General features: G+C 70.1%; 22 protein-coding genes. 16 read left to right on the plus strand and 6 right to left on the minus strand.

The window, feature by feature from the left end:
* The coding region (locus tag I6A60_RS12250; RefSeq protein WP_307873653.1) for a TIR domain-containing protein at positions 1–1,063 on the minus strand (1,063 nt) is incomplete at its 3' end.
* Positions 1,064–1,547: 484 nt separating this feature from the next.
* On the opposite strand from I6A60_RS12250, the gene I6A60_RS12255 reads away from it, so the two are divergent.
* From I6A60_RS12255 to I6A60_RS43470, 4 genes are all read left to right on the plus strand, one after another.
* Positions 1,548–1,949 carry a recombinase family protein gene (locus tag I6A60_RS12255; protein ID WP_238435283.1) on the plus strand — a complete coding sequence of 134 codons (402 nt, stop codon included), beginning with the start codon at positions 1,548–1,550 and terminating at the stop codon, positions 1,947–1,949.
* Positions 1,946–2,401, plus strand: a complete 456-nt coding sequence (locus I6A60_RS12260) for a hypothetical protein (RefSeq protein WP_203020350.1) — start codon at positions 1,946–1,948, stop codon at positions 2,399–2,401. The genes I6A60_RS12255 and I6A60_RS12260 overlap by 4 nt, the downstream gene beginning before the upstream one ends.
* A gap of 272 nt (positions 2,402–2,673) precedes the next feature.
* Positions 2,674–2,997: a hypothetical protein gene (locus tag I6A60_RS12265; RefSeq protein ID WP_203020349.1), complete on the plus strand. Its 324-nt coding sequence runs from the start codon at positions 2,674–2,676 to the stop codon at positions 2,995–2,997.
* 812 nt (positions 2,998–3,809) lie between these two features.
* A complete protein-coding gene (locus I6A60_RS43470) occupies positions 3,810–4,655 on the plus strand; it encodes a TIR domain-containing protein (protein WP_307873654.1) in 846 nt (281 codons plus the stop codon).
* A 223-nt stretch (positions 4,656–4,878) separates the two neighbouring features.
* Here I6A60_RS43470 and I6A60_RS12275 read toward each other — a convergent pair whose 3' ends face one another.
* Positions 4,879–6,192, minus strand: a complete 1,314-nt coding sequence (locus tag I6A60_RS12275; protein ID WP_203020347.1) for a hypothetical protein — start codon at positions 6,190–6,192, stop codon at positions 4,879–4,881.
* A 373-nt stretch (positions 6,193–6,565) separates the two neighbouring features.
* Between I6A60_RS12275 and I6A60_RS12280 the strand changes: the two genes are divergently transcribed.
* The 6 genes from I6A60_RS12280 to I6A60_RS12305 all read left to right on the plus strand — a co-directional run bounded on the left by I6A60_RS12280 (position 6,566) and on the right by I6A60_RS12305 (position 9,563).
* Complete coding sequence (locus I6A60_RS12280) at positions 6,566–6,859, plus strand: DUF397 domain-containing protein (RefSeq protein ID WP_203020346.1); 294 nt, start codon at positions 6,566–6,568, stop codon at positions 6,857–6,859.
* Positions 6,860–6,939: 80 nt separating this feature from the next.
* Entirely contained in the window at positions 6,940–7,434 is a 495-nt protein-coding gene (locus I6A60_RS12285; RefSeq protein WP_203042601.1) for a hypothetical protein, read from the plus strand.
* Positions 7,434–8,273, plus strand: a complete 840-nt coding sequence (locus I6A60_RS12290; protein WP_203020344.1) for an SAM-dependent methyltransferase — start codon at positions 7,434–7,436, stop codon at positions 8,271–8,273. Before I6A60_RS12285 ends, I6A60_RS12290 begins: the two co-directional genes overlap by 1 nt.
* Positions 8,270–8,833 carry a hypothetical protein gene (locus I6A60_RS12295; protein ID WP_203020343.1) on the plus strand — a complete coding sequence of 188 codons (564 nt, stop codon included), beginning with the start codon at positions 8,270–8,272 and terminating at the stop codon, positions 8,831–8,833. Before I6A60_RS12290 ends, I6A60_RS12295 begins: the two co-directional genes overlap by 4 nt.
* Positions 8,834–8,856: 23 nt before the next feature.
* Positions 8,857–9,372, plus strand: a complete 516-nt coding sequence (locus tag I6A60_RS12300; protein WP_203042602.1) for a hypothetical protein — start codon at positions 8,857–8,859, stop codon at positions 9,370–9,372.
* Positions 9,369–9,563, plus strand: a complete 195-nt coding sequence (locus tag I6A60_RS12305; protein WP_203020341.1) for a hypothetical protein — start codon at positions 9,369–9,371, stop codon at positions 9,561–9,563. Before I6A60_RS12300 ends, I6A60_RS12305 begins: the two co-directional genes overlap by 4 nt.
* A 111-nt stretch (positions 9,564–9,674) precedes the next feature.
* Here the strand turns inward: I6A60_RS12305 and I6A60_RS12310 are convergent, their stop codons facing one another.
* A complete protein-coding gene (locus I6A60_RS12310) occupies positions 9,675–10,298 on the minus strand; it encodes a hypothetical protein (protein WP_203042603.1) in 624 nt (207 codons plus the stop codon).
* Between the two features lie 501 nt (positions 10,299–10,799).
* On the opposite strand from I6A60_RS12310, the gene I6A60_RS12315 reads away from it, so the two are divergent.
* The 3 genes from I6A60_RS12315 (at position 10,800) to I6A60_RS12325 (ending at position 11,673) form a co-directional block, all read left to right on the plus strand.
* On the plus strand, positions 10,800–10,967 hold the full coding sequence (locus I6A60_RS12315; protein WP_203023785.1) for a hypothetical protein: 168 nt from the start codon (positions 10,800–10,802) through the stop codon (positions 10,965–10,967).
* Positions 10,964–11,185 (plus strand): hypothetical protein, encoded by a 222-nt coding sequence (locus I6A60_RS12320; protein ID WP_203023786.1) that lies wholly within the window; start codon positions 10,964–10,966, stop codon positions 11,183–11,185. Before I6A60_RS12315 ends, I6A60_RS12320 begins: the two co-directional genes overlap by 4 nt.
* 137 nt (positions 11,186–11,322) lie before the next feature.
* Complete coding sequence (locus I6A60_RS12325) at positions 11,323–11,673, plus strand: hypothetical protein (RefSeq protein WP_203042604.1); 351 nt, start codon at positions 11,323–11,325, stop codon at positions 11,671–11,673.
* A 77-nt stretch (positions 11,674–11,750) separates the two neighbouring features.
* On the opposite strand, the gene I6A60_RS12330 is transcribed toward I6A60_RS12325, so the two are convergent.
* Positions 11,751–11,897: a hypothetical protein gene (locus tag I6A60_RS12330; protein ID WP_203042607.1), complete on the minus strand. Its 147-nt coding sequence runs from the start codon at positions 11,895–11,897 to the stop codon at positions 11,751–11,753.
* Here I6A60_RS12330 and I6A60_RS12335 point away from each other — a divergent pair.
* Genes I6A60_RS12335 through I6A60_RS12345 form a run of 3 tightly spaced genes read left to right on the plus strand, consistent with a single transcriptional unit; the run spans position 11,890 to position 16,370 of the window.
* Positions 11,890–13,611 carry an FtsK/SpoIIIE domain-containing protein gene (locus I6A60_RS12335; RefSeq protein WP_238435284.1) on the plus strand — a complete coding sequence of 574 codons (1,722 nt, stop codon included), beginning with the start codon at positions 11,890–11,892 and terminating at the stop codon, positions 13,609–13,611. The genes I6A60_RS12330 and I6A60_RS12335 overlap by 8 nt on opposite strands.
* A gap of 3 nt (positions 13,612–13,614) precedes the next feature.
* Positions 13,615–14,787 (plus strand): replication initiator, encoded by a 1,173-nt coding sequence (locus tag I6A60_RS12340; RefSeq protein ID WP_307873655.1) that lies wholly within the window; start codon positions 13,615–13,617, stop codon positions 14,785–14,787.
* 23 nt (positions 14,788–14,810) lie between these two features.
* On the plus strand, positions 14,811–16,370 hold the full coding sequence (locus tag I6A60_RS12345; protein WP_203023789.1) for a recombinase family protein: 1,560 nt from the start codon (positions 14,811–14,813) through the stop codon (positions 16,368–16,370).
* 17 nt (positions 16,371–16,387) lie between these two features.
* On the opposite strand, the gene I6A60_RS12350 is transcribed toward I6A60_RS12345, so the two are convergent.
* Positions 16,388–16,552, minus strand: coding sequence for a hypothetical protein (locus I6A60_RS12350; RefSeq protein WP_203042605.1), 165 nt, complete (start codon positions 16,550–16,552; stop codon positions 16,388–16,390).
* Positions 16,553–16,884: 332 nt separating this feature from the next.
* Positions 16,885–17,773 (minus strand): replication initiator (locus I6A60_RS12355; RefSeq protein WP_203055615.1); only part of this gene is annotated, 889 nt, incomplete at its 5' end.

Below are 17,773 nucleotides of genomic sequence, written 5' to 3' on the forward strand. Positions count from 1 at the left end.
CGGTGCTGCCGGTGGCGAGGGTGTGCCCGTTCGCCGTGAACGCCACCGACCACACGCCGCCGGTGTGGCCGGTAAGGTGTCGGCCGATCGGTTGGGGTCGGGCCGGGTTGGTGACGTCCCACAGCCGCACGGTCTTGTCGTTGCTGCCGGTGGCGAGGGTGCGCCCGTTCGCCGTGAACGCCACCGACCTCAGAGCGCCGTTGCGGCCGGCGCGAGGTTGGCCGATCGGTTGGGGTCGGGCCGGGTTGGTGACGTCCCACAGCCGCACGGTCCTGTCGTAGCTGCCGGTGGCGAGGGTGCGCCCGTTCGCCGTGAACGCCACCGACACCACGGCGTCGGTGTGGCCGGTAAGGGGTTGGCCGATTGCTCGGGGTCGGGCCGGGTTGGTGACGTCCCACAGCCGCACGGTCCTGTCGCGGCTGCCGGTGGCGAGGTTACGCCCGTTCGCCGTGAACGCCACCGACCGCACGCCGTTGGTGTGGCCGGTGAGGGGTTCGCCAATCGGTCCGGGATCGGCGGCTGACGGCGCGGGTGCTGGCGGGGTGGCTTCGGGATAGGCGGGCTCGTGGACCGGTGGGGCGTCTCGGACGGGTACCGGGAACGTCGGGGCGGTCGTGGGTTTGGCTCGGCCGGTGACACTGCCACTGATCTGACTCAGCAGATACCGGTGGGCGTCGCGCGGGTCACGGCCGAACAGGTCAATAGACACGACCCCGCCAAGTAGACCCGGCCGGAGACAGTCCTCGACCCGCACGGGTAGGAGCTTGCGGGCGAAACCGTTGGGGTCCGCGGCCTGGGCAGCCTGCCACTCCTGGCGGCCATAGACCGACGTCAGATAGGCAGCCGACAGGATCGCGATCGTCCGCTCCGCGCGTCGCACACCCTCGTCCATCCGGAACTGCCAGTTCGACCCCGCCACGAAATCCCACGCCTGGATCAGGACACGATGCCCCGCGTCCTCCAGCTGCCAGGCCACCCACTCCGCCCACGCCCGATCCCTAGCTGTGTAGGAGACGAAGAAGTCCCAGCCTTCCGTCTCCGGCGCACCCCCCGAAGCGACCACACCACCGATCTTCCCACCATGCCCGGACCGTGCCATCCGCTGGTCGACCGGCGGCCAGGCCGGCCCGGCTCGGGCTGGCGGCGTGGTCCTGCTGGTCGCTGTGCTCGCGTCGGTGTGGCTAGCGGCGGTGGTTGCGTGGCCTGCGTATCGCAGCGGGGTGACGGCCTGGTCCTGTCGGATATTCGCCGCGCTTTGCTTTGCGAGCGGGACGGATTCACCCTCGATGATTGTTAAGATTGATACCGGGATATGGCCCTGTGGTTGATGTTGTCCACCGCGATTCCAGGGGTCTTTACGGCGATTTCCATGGATCTTCGCGGGCATTAGCCCGTGCCTGGGTTCCGTGAATTGGCCGACTTTGCTGTCGGTCTGGTTTAGAATGGTAGGAGATCGACAATTAAATGGGCGGCCCGGGACGGTGTTGGTAGCACCAATTCCCGGGCCTAAATCCCAACTTTCGTACTAGCGAAAGGTGAGACCTGAGATGAGTATGTCAGGTGGGGTGCGGGCTGTGTCCTTCACCCGTCACGGTGCCGGCGCTGCCCGGCTGGCTGTCCAGCGGGAGGCGTTCCGGGCTGCGTGCTCGGAGCGTGGCTGGGTCGCTGGTGGTGAGGTGTGCCAGATCGGCGCGGGTGGCGGCCGGGGTCGTGCCTGGGCTGCGGTGCGGCGGTTGGTGCGGCTGCGTCGGTATGACGTGGTTGTGGTTGACGGGCTGGACACGATCGGCGCGTCGGAGGGTGAGATCGCCCGTGAGCTGGTGTTGCTGCGGCATGCCGGGGTGCGGCTGCTGATCGCGTCGACCGGCTGGGACACGGCGAATCCGACCGTGTCTGACCTGCTCGTGGGTGCGCTGCGTACCGTCGGCGCCGGGGCGGTGGCGGCGTGATCGACGTGCCGTTGGTGCGTGCGGTGGCGCTGCCCGGGAGCGGCTACGGCCTGGAGGTCCTGGTAGGCGCGACTCCGGGTGAGATCGTGTCTGTCGCGTCGGGGTTGCCCCCGGCGGCGTTGGTGAGTCACATGTCCATCGGCGGGGGCGTGAACCTGTTGTTCCGTCGGTTCCCGGCCGGCGTGCCCGACCCTGCCGCCCCGGCCGGTAGCGGTGATGGTGGGCCGGATGCGGTGACGGTGCCGGGCGGTTGGGTGCCGGACGTCGTGGGGTTCCCGGATCGTGGGCTGACCCCGTACCAGGTCGCGGTAGGGCTGCTCATGACGGCCACCGATGATCCGGCGATCGCCGCGCGGATCTACGGCCTGGTGCAGCGTGAGGAACCGGAAACGATGGTCGCGCTGGGCAGCGTGGTCCGTCCTCGGAACTGCCGCTGCACCTGGCCCGGATAGACCCGCCCTCGGCATAGTGACGGCCGGTGATCCCTCGCGGGGTTACCGGCCGTCGTCATGTCCGGGGCGCGGAAGTCCGCGCGGCGCGTCTGCCTGCGGTTTCGCGGTTAAACAACCTATAGAAAGTTCGCGACAATGAAGTCATGAAAGCGGCCCGAACCAGCGGTGCAACGCCGGTCCGGGCCTATGTCCCCCCTGCGTCATCAGGAGGAACGATGAACAGGCTACAAGCGAAAGCGGCAGCGTGGCAGGCAGCGACGGACGACGGGCCGTTGTCGGACTACCAGGCGGTGATGTCGGGTCTGGTTGAGCGGCTTACGGGGACCGGGCCGGGGGCCTGGGCGCAGGTCGCGGATACGTGCCTAGAGATGGCGGCCCTGGAGATCAGCGCCGGCCGTGCGGACCTTCCGCCGGAAGACCACTCGCAGGTGTGCGCGCTGATGGCGGCGGCAGGCGTGATCCGGCGCATCATGAACCCTGGCGACCTGGGCGCGCTGGAAGCGGCCACGGGCAAGCTGGAAGGTCTCCAGGTCGAGATCGCGACCGGGCTCACCGAACTTCACTGGAAGCGCCGGCCCTGGTGGTCTCGGCGGTAGCCGACAAGCGGGCGCCCGGGGGCCTGGCTTCTGGGGCCTCGGGGCCTTGCCCCTGCATACCTCGGCCTGAGCGGGGCTCCTCCGGCGGGCAGGCAAGCTGCGCTTTGTTCCAGGGTTCTCGGCCGTGCAAGATCCGCCGTATCTGCTGGCACCGATCGTGTCGGGTGCGGGTCTTGCGCGGTCGGGGTTCCTGGGGCAACCCTCCGGGTGCCTGCTCGCCGGAGGAGACACGCGGACTCTCGCCGTCCCTCCCCCTCCTCTGGTGGAAGGGCCGGGGTCCGGGGCAGAGCCCCGCATCACACCCACTGAGCCGCGACCGCCCGGCCGAAACCGCGTCAGACGACAATCCGCGCAGTGCTCGGACGGAATCCGCGGTGCGGTCTTCCCGGGATCAGCGACGGGGCGACGCTCCGACACGCGCGGGCGGGTGGCGGCCCGACACGGCCGGTGGGGTGCCGAGCGAAGCGAGGCGGGGCCCAACCGTGGCGTGTCGGGCCGCCGGGTCCTGCCCGTGCGTGGCGCGTGCGGCGGCATGGCGCGGCGGCCGAAGGCCGCCCTTGAAGTAGTACAGAAAGTCCGCGATGGCGATCTTCACACTCAGATCCTTGCAGCGTCTTCGCGGCGTTCTGGTCAGCCACGAGACCTGTCTACTGCAGGCTACTTCCGGCCGGCCGATGTCCCGGTCGCGGGCAGCCAGGCTGCCTCGTGGCTCGCTATCGCCATGGTCCTCCCGAACCGGGACGCCTACGCGCGGTTCGACGTGTCGCGCTAGCTACCTCCCCGTGCGGCTCAAACGGTGCGAAACTAGTCCTGTGATCGACGGGGGTGGCAAGGGCACCACAGGAGGCGAACCTGATGGCTGGGACTTCTTTATCTCGTACACGGCGAGTGATCGGTCTTGGGCCGAATGGATTGCCTGGCAGTTGGAAGCGGCCGGCTATCGCGTCCTCATCCAAGCGTGGGATTTTGTCGCAGGAACCAACTGGCAGATTCGCATGCAGCAGGGCATGGAGGGCGCTCGACGCACCGTCGCTGTGCTATCTACGGCCTATTTGTCCTCGATCTACGGTCAGAACGAGTGGCAAGCGGCACAGGCAGCCGACCCCAAGGGTTTTGAGCGCAAACTTCTACCTATACGGATCGAGGAATGCGTGCAGCCGGGACTCCTTGGAATGATTGTATCAATTGATTTGTTTGGCCGTGACCCGGGCGAGGCCAGCGACTATCTGCTCAATCACATAAAAAACTCGGTCATTGGGCGAGCGAAACCGACTGCTCCGCCCGCCTTTCCTGTTCACAGAATCGACGCACCCGTTGGCGAGCCTATCCTTCCGCCTGAGGGAAGACACTCAGGGTCGGCACCGCGGCCAGACGATATGCAGGAATCTGAAGAGCCCACCTTGAGCTTGCACCAGGCGCTCAGCGACGACCAACTCGACGCGGGCGTTAGGCGGAACGAGGGGGCCGGCGCGCCGAACGATCTCAATGGGAATCCAGAGTACCTTACTGTCAATTTCGAATATGATGCAGATTCGGCCTGCGTCGAAGTGGTTGCCATTCGAGAAATCGAGAACTCGGACAGGCCGCTAATGTATTATACTCGCCGCGAGTGGGAGGAATTCGTTGAAGGTGTACGTCGGGGCGTATTTGACATGTGAAAGAGCCCGGCGCGACACGGCCTCCTGGCTCTTGCGCAACGAGGGACGTAGTGTCTCTGTTCGCAGTACTGTCCAGATCTAGGGATCTCGGACCGGGTCGGTCTGCTGCCGAGGCAACCTAGGTGCGAGAGGTCGTCGACGGCAGTTGAGGCCCGCGCGAGACGGCGTTGGCCTGTGACACGCGAGAAGAACCGAGTTCTCGCGCGCTAGGCCGGTGCGCCTGTCAGGCAGGACTAGACAACTCGTCCCGGGCGGGGGTCGGGTCAATGCGGGCAGTCTGACCAAGCACTGGGGCAGTGAACGACTCGATCGCCGCTGCGGTGTCGCGGGCGGCTTTGGAGTCGCGGAATCGGTCGTCCCGGAGTGCGTGGGCGACGCGGGCGACGCTGGTCCGGATCTGGTGGACGCGACGCTCGGGTGGGACGTCGAGGATCGGAGTGACGGCGTCGGTGGCACCGTCTAGGACTCCTTGTCGAATGCGGGCTAGGGCGAGGTCGGCGCGCGCTATCGCTTCGGAGTTGTAGGAGCGTTCGTGTGGGGCGGCGGTCTGGAACGCTTCGATGGCGTTCTGGGCCGCGCGTTCGGCGTTGGGAGCGTCGGGGAGCCATGCGGCGGTTCCAGCGACGATTCCGAGTTGCTCGGGTAGGGGCAGAGCGAGGATGCCGCCGATGGCGTCGAGGTCGTCCGGTCGGACGTGGTCGCGCAGGTCGGTGGCCCTGGCGAGGGCGGCGGCTGAGCGGTCAGCGCGGCCGGCAGCGGCCCAGGCGCGTGCTTCCTGGATGGCAGGCAGGACAGAGAGTGAGCCCGTGAACGACGGGGCTTCGGCTGCGGCAAGCATGGCGAGGTTCGCGGACTCGGAGTAGTTGCCGGTCCAGTAGGCGGTGGCGGACTGTTCCGTTCGCACGAAGACCCGTAGCCCTTGGTGGCCGGATCGTTCGGCGCATAGGAGGGCGCTTTGTTGGTAGGACAGGGCGGCGTCGCGGTGGCCCATGTCGCGGGCTGTGTGGGCGAGCATGGCGCAGATGGTGCCGGCGAGAAAGTAGAGGTCACGACCGTGCGCTGGTGAGTTCGCTCGGTCGAGAAGACGGAACGCGGCGCGACGGGCCAGGACAAGGTCATCCGCTAGGAATGTCAGGTGATCTCCGTACGCGCGTGCGAGCCGGCGGACATCGGAGGTCAACAGGTCTACGAACTCGGCCGGCGCGGCGTCGTCGGTGCGCACCAGGAAGCGGAACGCGTCCTCGGCGTCGCCTGTCACGAGAGATGCCCTCTCTGATGGACCCCGCGGCTCGGGTCGCTCCACCGGCCTGGGTACTTCTCTATCCGTATCGACACGGTAGGCCGTGGCCTGGGTACGCGGCTCCGTCCGGCCTACCTGGTGTGAGGCAAGTCGCGGCTTCGGCGGGGCCAATAGGTCCTCGACAGAAATCCCGAAGATCTGTTCGAGGACGCGGCAGGCGGCCTCGTGGGGGCGGCCGACTGCACCCGCTCGCCAGGTTTTGACGCTCCGTTCGCTTGCCGCGACGTCCAGCTTCATCGCGTGCGCGGTGTCGTCGAAGCGGCGGCAAAACCGTGTCACAGACCAGGCGCGTTCGTTCATGAGCTGGGCGAGCTGGGTGCGCGGGGGCCTCGGTGGCATCTGGGCTCCGGAGTGTGCGGCTGTTAGTGCTGATCGTCGCGCGCCAGCCGCGACGTGTCACCAGGAGGGCCGTGGAACGGCCCTCGGCGTGGCGGGTAGGGGCCATTTGGTGGCCCATGGTGGCCCTTGACGACCCGGGTTCTGTGACTGGCAGACGGTTGGCTGCGACGGATAGTGACCCTTGTCAGCCGATTGGCTGCCGGACTCGCCCGGCCCGCGTCCTTTCCCCCGGGGCGCGGGTCGGGCGTCACCACGGGAGGACTGATCGATCATGTCGGATTCGCCGGTGTACACGGATGAGCAGCGTCGGAAGCCCGATCTGTCGGGTGTGTCGGCGGGCGACCTGGACTGGGTCCATCCGTCGGTCTCCAACGGCTCGGGCGGGATGTGCGTGGAGCTGGCGTTCGTGCCGGGTGGCGTCGCGCTGCGGGACTCGGCCAACCCGGACGTGATGGTCGGGTTCTCGCGCGGTGAGGTCGACGCTTTCCTGGCCGGGGTGGTGGCTGGGGAGTTCGACGGGTTCCGGCTGTTGGCGGACCGCGCGTCGGCTCGCGCTACCGCCTAGGAAACGGGCCGGGTGTCCCGGGTCGGTCTGGTCGTGAGGCCGGCTCGGGACGCTCACGCGCGTTCGGCTGAGGAATCGGGGTGGTCGGGGTGGGTCTGCCGGTGTGTGTGGCGGGGTTGGTGGATGGGTCGGGGGCGTTGTTCGTGCCGGCGTTGCCGGTGGAACTGCCACCGGAGGAGTCGGGTGTGTTGGTGCGGCCGGCTGGGTCGGCGGATCTGCGGTTCGTGGCGGCTCATCCTGCGGGGCTGAGTACGCGCGCTCTGGAGTTGGCGGGTTCGTCGGTGGGGGCGTCGGTCGTGGTGTGTCCGGCCGGTGTGGAGGTGGAACGCCACGCGATGGCGTTGGCGGTCGCCGATGTGCTGGGTGTGCGGCGGTCGGGTGGGGCGTCGGTCGTGACGTCCGCGCTCCTGCCGTCACATGCGCCGTTTGTCCGTGCGGGTGCGCAGTGGTCGGCGGTATTGCACGAAGTCCGGCTGCGGTCGGTTCCAGGGGTGATGGTGGTCCGGGCGGTCTGGGAGATCGTGGGGTGGTCGGCGGTGGCCGGCGCGCTGGCGACGTTGGCGGGGGCGGCGTGATGGCCGGGATCGCGCCCCCGTCGGGGGGTGAACGGGGCCTGTGGTCGCTGTCGGACTATGCGCGTCTGGATGTGGCCACGTCGGCGCGGGTCTGGGATTACCTGGCGGGTGGGAAGACCCACTACCCGGCGGATCGCCTGGTCGGCGAGCAGCTGTTAGCCGTCGCGCCGGACATGGGGGGCGGGGCGGAGGCGAACCGGGCGTTTCTGGGTCGCGCGGTGCGGATGTTGGCCAGCGAGGGGATCTGCCAGTTCCTGGATGTGGGGACGGGGATGCCGGCGGAGCCGTATCTGCATGAGATCGCGCGGGCGGTGATCCCGGAAACCCGGATGATCTACATGGATCACGACCCGGTGGTGAGCATGTACGGGATGGCGCTGCTGCGCGGCTATCCGGCTCGGGACACGTTGTGCTTTACGGAGGATCTGCGTGAGCCGGAGCGTGTCCTGCGGGAGTGCTGGCTGCTGGATCTCGACGCGCCGGTCGGGTTGCTGCTGGGCACGGTCCTGGACTACTGCGCCGACACCGACAACCCGGCCGCGCTGGTGGCCGAGTTGGTCGAGGCGCTGGCACCGGGGAGCTATCTGGTGCTCAGTCACGGGACAGGGGACTTCCGGGCGCTGGGCGCAACGGCGGCGGTCGAGGACATCTACCAGGGGGCCGGTATCACGCTGCGGCCCCGTAGCCGGGGAGAGATCCAGGCGCTCATCCCGCCGGAGATGGAACTGCTCGATCCGGGGGTCCAGATGGTGCACAGGTGGCGGCCGGAGGACACGAAGAAATCCCGGGTCGCGGACGCGCAGGTCGCGGTCTACGGCCTGGTCGCGTACAAGCCATGACCGCGACCCTCGGGCAGGAGACGGCGGGGCTGGTCTGGACGGCGCGGTTCGCCGACGGTGCGGGCGGCGAGTACACCGGACTACTGCCGGCTGAGATCCCGGCGGACCGGGCGGGGCTGCTGGTTGGCCGGTGCTGGACAGAGGCGGTCTCCGGCACCCCGGAGGACCCGTCGGCGGCGCCGACAGACGCCTTGGCGGCGTCGTCGCAAGTGGAGTTCATCCCGGTGCATCCGGGTGAGCTGGCCCGGGTGGCGGTGGTCATGGGCCAGATGGTCCACGTGACGTCGGTGGTGATCTGCCCCGCCGGAGTGGACCAGGAAGCAACCGCGCTGGCGTTCTGGGCCGGCAACATCCTGCGAGCCCAGCGGGACGGCCAGAAAGCGGCGGTGATGTGCGCGGTGTGCCCGCCGCTGGGGTCGGGCCGGTCGGCGATCCCGCATGAGATCTCCATCAGCGACGGTGAGGCGGCCCGGGTCCGGCACGTGTGGGAAGTCGTGGGCTGGCCGGATCTTCCGGACTGGCTGGACAGCCTGGCTCCCGGCGCGGGGGCGGGCGCGTGAACGGCGCGGCGACGGGGCTGGGCATGGCGTGGCTGTCTGGTGGCGGCTGCGGGAGGTTCCTGACCGAGCTACCGGCCGGCTTCCCGGTAGGCGAACGGGGGCTGTTGGTCGCGGAGTTCCGCGCGGCGACAGCCGTGGACGCGGGCGGGAACGGTGCGGGGCTGACCGGCTGGTCGGGGCCTGCGCTCGACGTCCAGGTCCGGGAGTGGTTCGTGCACTGGCTGACGGAAGGACTGGCGGCGCCGGCCCTGGCGATCGCTCGCGCGCCGGAGGTGGCATCGGTCGTGCTCTGCCCGGCCGGGGCACCGCAGGAAGCTACCGGGCTGGCGTCCCTGGTCGCCACCCTGCTACGGGCGCGACGAGGCAGAGCGGCAGTGACCTGCGGCGTCGACCCCGGAGTAGCGGCCGGTGGATGCCGGGCGGTCGTGTGGCCGGTCTGGGTCCAGGCCGGCGATGGTCTGGAGGAACGCCAGGTCTGGGAACTGCTCGCCAACGACGACATGAACGACGCGCCGGGCGGCCCGGCGGTGCCCGCGTGAACGACCAGACGATGCCGATCAGCCTGCCGTGGTCGCACGGGTGGCGGATTCCGCCGTACCTGGCTCCGGTGTCGTTCCCGGAACAGCTCGCGGCGGCCCGACTCTACGCGGCGGCCGAGAAGAAGAACGCCCGGCCTGGTGACCAACCAGACGCGGGTACGGACGCGACGGGCGACGCTGGTCCCGACTGACCCCGGACCCGGGGCCTCAGCGTTCGTCGGGCAGGGGCACAGACACGGCGTCTGTGCCCCTGTCTCGTGTCCGGGGGTTGGTCCGGGTGCGGAGCGAATCCGCGGTGAGGTTCAGCGGGGTTGGCTGCCTCGGCGGCTGCGGCCGGTGCGGGTCGTGCGGGTGGTGCGGGTGGCGCGGACGACGGAGATCAGTGGCGGGGGTGTGCGGAGCAGGGCGATACGCCATTTCGGGGGTGTGGGCAGGGTCGCTGCCGGGTCGGCCCGTTCGGCGAGTGCGTCTACGAGCATGTCAATGCCCTGGGGTTCCCAGGTCTTCGCGTAGTGCCCGGCGCTGAGGTCGTAGCCGGCGGCGGCACGGATACGGCGCTCCAGCATGGTGGTGCGTGGGGGTAGTCCGATACCGAGTAGGGCGCGCATGGCGTCGGCGTGAACGGTCGGCAGCGTGCCGAGTGCCTCGGTGACTTTGGTCCAGGCGGTGGGGGCGGCGGCGCGGTCGTGGCGGCCGGTCATCAGAGCGAGCAGCGTCTTGGCGACGCGGGCGAGTCCGGCCGGGGTCGGGTCGCAGGCGTGGATGAGCGCGCGGACGTCGGTCTCGATGCGCTGCCGGATGTAGGGGGTGATCCCGGGGGCGGCTGGCGGTGCCGGTTGGTGGGGGACGTCGGGGGGTGGCGTAGCTGGGGCGGCCGGGGTGGTCGGCTCGGTGGGTGTGGTCGTGGGTAGGAATGGCCGGATCATGGGTGCGGGGTCTCCTGTATCGGGGCTTGCTGGGCTGCGGTGTGCGGGGTGGCGCTCCGGGCTGTGTGTGTCGGCGGTTGCATCGTGTCCGGGCTGGCACTGGCTGTGTAGGTGGGTTGGGCGGGGTTGGCGTGGTTCGGTGCGGGTTGGCGTACTACCGCCAGCAAACGGCGTCCGGGCCGGTAGGGCTGGCAGGGCCGTGACCTGCGCGATCACCACCAAATGATGAGCAAATCACCACCAAATCGTGCGCGGATGACGAGCAAATCGCGAGCGGATGACGCGCGGATCGTCACCAAATCGCGAGCGGATGACGAGTGGATCACCAGGAACGGGCTGCCGGCGTCGCGTGATGATCCAATGATGATCCAATGACGCGCAGATAACGACGAAATAATGACCGCACGACACGACAAGGCGCTGTGCGGCGCGGGATGGTGATTGCGGCGCCGGTCAATCCGGGCCGCGTCTTCCTTCCCTTCGTCGTGTTCGGGAGTGTGTATGTCTCCTCCATTGTCGCGCGGGCCGATTTTCTGGCCCGTCGTGTTCTGGGTCTGCGGCCTTTACCTGACGCTGGCCGGTCTGGATGGCCAGTTGCCGGTGTGGGTCGCGCTGCTGGGCGTCGGTCTGGGGCTGGCGGGTCGGCGGCTGCGCCGGGGCCGGTCATGACCGACGCCAACGCCGCAGCGGCCGGCGGCGAGCACGACGCTGACCAGCGGGAAGAACTGACGGCAGCGCGGCTGCTGGCGGTGGTTCTGCTCCTGGTGAGCGCGCAGGTCGTCGCGATGGCGGTCGGTGTGTTCCTCGGCTGGTCGGCCGGCCGGGTGAGTGGCAACGACCGCCCGGCGCCGGCGGCACCGCCCCCGGTCGTCGTCATCCAAGCCTAAACCTCTTCTCCTTTTCCCTGTTCGGTCTCGCGCGGCTCGACTGCGCCCGAAAACAGGCCACGCGCCGGCCATTCCCGCCGTTCCGCGTCCCCTTCTTCCTCTTCTTTGGAGTAGCTATGAATGTCATCCCGGTCGATATGAGCCAGGTCTTGGCGGCGGTCGTGATGTCGGGCGCGGTGCCGGCGATGTTCGACGGCAAGCAGCGTTCGAACTTCGACGGCGTCCCGCTGTGGGAGGTCGAGGTCGCCCTCGCCGTCACGGGTGGTGGGGCGTCGGTGTTGCGGCTGCGGATCGCTGCCGCGTCCGCCCCGGGGGTGTCTGTCGGGCAGTCGGTGAAGCTGTCCGGCCTGCGGGCGCGGGCCTGGGAGATGGAAGGCCCGGACGGGACGCGCCGCCACGGGGTGTCGTGGTCGGCCGATTCGATCGCGCGGGCCGGGCTGCCCATGACTCCGGGCGCGGGCTCGGGGTCGGGTAAGCGCGAGAGCTGATTTTCGCTGCGGCGGGCGGCGGCCCTGGACCCCCTGTGCGGGTCGGGCTGGCCGCCCGTCGTCGTCTTCCGGCCCGGTCACTGGGCCGGCTCCTCCTGATCTTTCTGGCCCTGTGATCGGAAGCGGGTACGGGTGATGTCTCGGATGTTCTCGGTGGCGTCGGGGCGGATGACCCCCCGGGGTTTCAGGTTGACGGTGCGTCCGTCGGTGGCGTGGATGGTCACGCGGCTGGTGGCTCGGTGGGTGTGGGACTGGCGGCGCGAACTCGCCCTCGGGCTGGGTGTGCTGCTGGCGGTGGGCATGTTCGGCGGGACGACCGGCGGCCGGGTGCTGCTCGTGGTCGCGGCCGGGCTGGTGCTCGGTGTGCGCCGGTTGCGCTCGGGCTTGGCGGGTTGGCTGGTGGGTGGTCGGTGGCGGCGTCGGTGGGCGGGGGCGTGCCGTGCGTGCCGGCTGGCGGTGGCGTGGGAGCGAACCCCCCGGGTCCGGCGCGTGCGGGCGACTCCGGCCGGCGTGGAGCTGGCGGTGCAGGTTCGCCCGGGGCAAGCGATCACGGACCTGGTGAGCGGGTCGGACGCGCTCGCGGCGGCGCTCGGGGTCCGCTCTCTGGCGGTGTCTGCGGACCCGTTGCACGCCGGGCGGGGAACGGTGCTGCTGCGGATGCACGATCCGTTGGCGGCTGCGGTGGACCCGATCCCGCTGCCCACACCCGAAGCGGCGGCGGTTCCGGTGGCGTTGCGTTCGGCGGGCTGGCCTGCGGTCGACGGCCCGGCGGCTGGTGGTCCTGGGGCTGTGCTCGCGGTGCGGGAACCGGTACCTGTGGCGGGCCGGGGGCTGGTGCCGGTCGCGGTCGGGATCGCCGAACTCGCGGGCCTGGGCGGGCTGGTCATCGGCCGGCGGGAAGACGGCGGCCCGTGGCAGTTGCCGCTGCTTGGCTCGCATGTGCTGGTCGCGGGGGCGACGGGGGCCGGTAAGGGCTCGGTCCTGTGGTCGATCGTGCGGGCCTTGGCCCCGGCGGTCCGGGCCGGGCTGGTCGAGATCTGGGCGTGCGACCCGAAAGGCGGGATGGAACTCGCGGCCGGCGGGCCGCTGTTCGCGCGGTTCGCCTGGGACCTGGACAGCATCGCGGACCTGTTGGACGAGGCGTCGCAGGCCATGACCGACCGCGCCGGGCGGCTACGGGGCGTGACCCGGGCGCACACGCCGGTGCCGGGTGATCCGCTGATCGTGGTCTTGGTCGATGAACTCGCGGACCTGACCGCCTACACGGACGGCGATCTACGTAAGCGGATGGCGGGATCGCTTCAGCGACTGCTGTCCCAGGGCCGCGCGGTCGGCTTCTCCGTGGTGGGCGCGGTGCAGGACCCGCGTAAGGAGACGCTCCCGTTCCGGGACCTGTTTCCCGTGCGGGTGGCGCTGCGGCTGGCCGAAGCGTCGGTGGTGGATCTGGTGTTGCGGCGGGGGGCGTGGGACGCGGGCGCGCACTGCGAACAGATCCCGCTGGCCCTCGCGGGCGTCGGCTACGTGCGCACCGATACCGAACCGCGTCCGGTGATGGTCCGGGCCGGCTGGCAGGACGACGACGACATTCGCACAGTCGCCCGGGTGTTCGGGGTGCACGGGCCGGCGGCTACGTCTGAGTCGGCTGTCGTGTCTGAGGTGGCGCCGGGGCCGGTGGCTGGGTGGGTGCCCGATCTTGATGCGTACGGGTCGGGGTCTGGCCCTGCTGCGGCGCCTGGTGCGGGTGCGGAGGAACCTCCGACGGTTCCGTTGCGGGGCTGGTCGCCGCCGCCTCCGGCCGCGTTGCCTCCGGCCGGCGGTGAGCTGCCTGGGTCGGCGCCTGGTGGGTCCGGTCGGATCGATGAGAACGACGTGGCGGCCTGGGAGCGGTGGGCGGCGGGCTGGCGGCGGCGCAACGGCCTTGATGACGGCGGGGCGTGACCCGTGGCCACCGACGAGCAGACGCCCGAGCAGGGGCCGTCTGGGGAGTGTGTCCGTCCGATCCGGCTGGCGGGGCAGACGGATCATGTGGACCTGGCGACGGGTGAGATCCGGCGCGTGTCGGGTCCGCCGGTCGTCCACGTGCGGTGCAACAACCGGCGTGCGTCTGCGTGCCCGACGTGTTCGGCGCTGTATCAGCGGGACGCGCGGCGGATCGTCCTGGGCGGCCTGGGCGGTCGGGATGCCGGGGACGGCGATGGTGGCCGGTTGGCGGGGTGTCCGGCCTGGTTCGTGACGCTGACGGCACCGAGCTTCGGGGCGGTGCACTCCCGCCGTGCGGGCAAGGGCGCGGAATCACGGGTGTGTCGGCAGCGTCGCGGGACCTGTGAACACGGCCGGGCACTCGGCTGCACCGTGCGCCACGGCGCGGATGACAAGCGGCTCGGGGAACCGGTCTGCCCGCGCTGCTTCGACTACGGCCGGGCCGTGGTCTGGAACACGATGCTGCCGACGCTGTGGAAGGCGACGCGGGATCGGTTGGAATCCGCGGTGGCCTTGGCGGCCGGGCTGACGGTCACCGGGCTGCGTCGTCAGGTTCGGGTGTCGTTCGTGAAGGTCGCGGAGATGCAGCGCCGGGGCCTGGTCCACCTACACGTCGTCATCCGGGTCGACGGCCGAGACGCGGACGGCGGGCTGACGGTCGCGCCGGGCTGGGCGGCCGGTGAGCTGATCGCGGACTGCCTGCGTGACGTGCTCGCCACGGTGACGGTGGACGCTCCCGACCCTGCCGGGGTCGCGCTGCTGGACACGGCCGGCGCGCTGCCCGTGCAGCCCTCGACGGATGGCCGGTATCCGGTCGGCTGGGGCGGTCAGGTCGATATCCGCCGTATCCGCCTGGGTGGGGACACGGACGCGGGGAAGGTCGCGAACTACCTGGCCAAGTACCTGACGAAGTCGACGCTCGACGGTGGCGCCCTTGACAGCCGGGTTCGGTCGCTGGCTCACCTGGCGCGGCTGCGGCTACCCGCGCACCAACGGCGCTTGGTGGAAGCGTGCTGGCGGCTGGGGATGGACCGGGCGTTTGCCGAAGCGTTGGACGCTGCGGCGGGCCGCACCCCCGGCCGCACGGTCGGGCTGCTGCGCTGGTCGCACGGCTTCGGGTTCGGCGGGCAGTAACCCGTCCAACCTATAATCAACGTATGGTAACCAGCCGAAACGGGGCAGTCCGGCCCGCGGCCGTGGCACCGCCCGTGGCCATGTCCCCGTTGGGCGCGGTGCCGAGTTTCGAGGGTGTCCGCTTCGGCCTCTACACGCGGATCTCCGATGACGCGGATGACGACGCGAAGGGCGTTGCCCGCCAGGAGGCGGACGAACGCGCGTGGGTGACCTCGGTCGGTGGGGTCGTCTGTGAGCCGATCTATGAGGAGAACGACACCTCGGCGTACAAGAAGAAGCGGATCGTTCAGCCGGACGGGTCGTGGGTGTATCGGGTGATCCGGCCGGTGTGGCAGCGGATGCTCGCCGACCTACGCGCCGGAGTGATCGACGCGGTGATCGTCGCGGATCTGGACCGGTTGGCCCGTGACCCGCGCGACCTCGAAGACGCGATCGAGATCGTGGAGCATCACCGCCGCCCGATCGTCGGATTGACCGGCGGGTTTGATCTGCTGACCGATGGCGGGAAGTTCACCGCCCGCATCCTGGTAGCGATGGCGAACAAGTCCTCTGCCGACACCGCGCGCCGGGTGCGCCGCTGGCACCTGGACATGCAACAGACGGGAAAGATTACGGGTGGGCCGAGGCCGTTCGGATGGAACGACGACCGGCGGACCCTGCATCCGATCGAGAGCGAGATCCTGACCAAGTGCGTCGGCCGCCTGTTGGACGGGGTACCGCTTACCGCGATCGTGACCGAGTGGAATCGGGACGGGATCACCGGCACCCGCGGCAAGGCATGGCAGCTCACCCAGGCCAAACAGATGCTGCGCAACCCCCGGCTGTGTGGCTGGCGAGGGCGCACCGTCTACGAGACCGACCCGGAAACCGGCGAGCAGTGCACGTTCGTCGAAGTCGTCCACGGCCCCGACGGCACCCCCGTCATCGGCGAATGGGAACCGATCCTGACCCCCGAGAAGTGGGAACGGGTCGTGGCCGTCATCGGCGCGCGGCCGGACGGGAAGCGGAGCCGAGGCCAGAACGCGCGGAAATACCTGCTGACCGGGATCGTGCGGTGTGGCGAGTGCAACCGGCCGATGATGGGAACCGCGAGCCCCTACGGCCATCACTACCTGTGTCCCGCGTCGACCTACGGCTGTGGAAAGGTCGCCCGCAACGGGCCCAAGACCGACAAGTACATCACCGCCGCACTGATCAACAAAGTCGAGTTGGAGCTAGCCGACGCCCCGCCGGCCGTGGACGAGGCGTGGCCGAAGGAAGCCGAGCTAGCCGACGTCCGGACCCGGATCGAGGAGTTGAACGCCGCCTACCGGGCCAAGCAGATCTCCGGTGACCGCTACTTCCCCCAGATCAAGCACTTCGAGGACGAGGAACGCGGCCTGTTGGCCAACCGCGCCCGCCACACGGCCCGCGTCGAGACCGTGAAAGCCGCCCCGGCGAACATCCGCGCCGAGTGGGACAGCTACACGCTGCCCCACCGCCGGGCGATCATCGAGGACTACCTCCACGCCGTCATCGTCGCCAAGAGCCCGCGGCGCGGCGCGCCGTTCGACCCTGACCTGTTGGACCCCCAATGGAAGTAGCCGGCCGTCCGGCCAGGTCAGGCCCGGCGCCACACCCGCGCCACCGCCGGCAGCGCCGGCAGGGCCGACGCCGGCTCAGGGGGCACCAGACCGAACAGCGCCGCCGCATGCGCCCGCTGTTCCGGTGTCCACCGGGGCGCCCGTAGCGCCTGCACCCGGCCCCACTCCTCCGGCGACGCCACCGCCGCACGACTCGACGCCCGGCCCGCGCAGCGGCCCCGACGCCGAGGACCCGACGCACGACCGGCCGACGGCCGAGCGCCTCCGCACGACTGCTCACCGGAGGCGAGCACCGCGGGCGACCGGCGGGCCCACCCACCCAGCCCCTCCGGTTGCGTCGCCTCAGCGACCACAACAACCGGAACAGGCTCAACGGCCCGGAGTGAACCTTCGGTACTCACCGCCTCGCCAGCCACCAGCCCCGGCACGTCCGAACGGCCCGCCGGCTCCTGCTGGTCGTCCTCGAAGGGCAGCGCGACCTCACCCGCCACCCGCCGCGGGGCACGGGCCCGACTCACGACCCACCACCCGAACCGCCCGCATCCGAGTCTCGATCGCGGCCCCGGCCGGCGTAGCGCCACTGGCCGACGACGACCGTTGCTGGATCGCCATCCGGGCGGCCGAACTCATCGAGTGCCACGAACCCGCCCGCATCGTCGGTGCCGAACGGACGGCCACTCAACGCGGCCGAGAACACCCGCGCCCAGCGCCGCCGCACCGCGCGCACCGCACCGAACGTGGTCGAATAGCGCCGACTTTTCCCGACCCAGTGACCACCGAACCCATGCGCATGCGACCACCGGATCAACCCCGGCAACCGGCCAGGAGCACGGCCCGCCGCCTCATCCAGCGCCGCGCTGAATGCCTCGTCAGAGCCGAGACGCCAGCAGGTCTCCACCAGCCGCCGCTGGTGATCCCGCAGCCGCAGCCGGCGCAGATGGCCGAGCGAGCGGACCGGGGCGTTCAGCGCGTCGTCGTCGCCGACGGACTTGGTCAGATACTTCGCCAGGTAGTTCCCGACCTTGACCGCGTCCATCTCACCGCCGAGCCGGATGCGACGGATGTCGACCTGGGCGCCCCAGCCGACCGACCAGCGGCCATCCGCCGCCGCCTGCACCGGCAACGCCCCCGACGGGTCGAGCAGCGCGACCGACGCCGGATCCGGCACGTCGACCGCGACCGACGCGACGACGGCCCGCAGGCAGTCCGCGACCAGGTCCCCGGCCGCCCAGCCCGGCGCCGCCGTCCGATCGCCGTCGGCCGTGCGCCCGTCGACGCGGATGACCAGGTGCAGATGGACCAGGCCCCGGCGCTGCATCTCCGCGACCTTCACAAACGACACCCGCACCTGACGGCGCAACCCCGCCACCGTCAGCCCGGCCGCCAAGGCCACCGCGGATTCC

Origin of the sequence: Frankia sp. AgB1.9, assembly GCF_016786355.1 — a bacterium.
Taxonomy (GTDB): domain Bacteria; phylum Actinomycetota; class Actinomycetes; order Frankiales; family Frankiaceae; genus Pseudofrankia.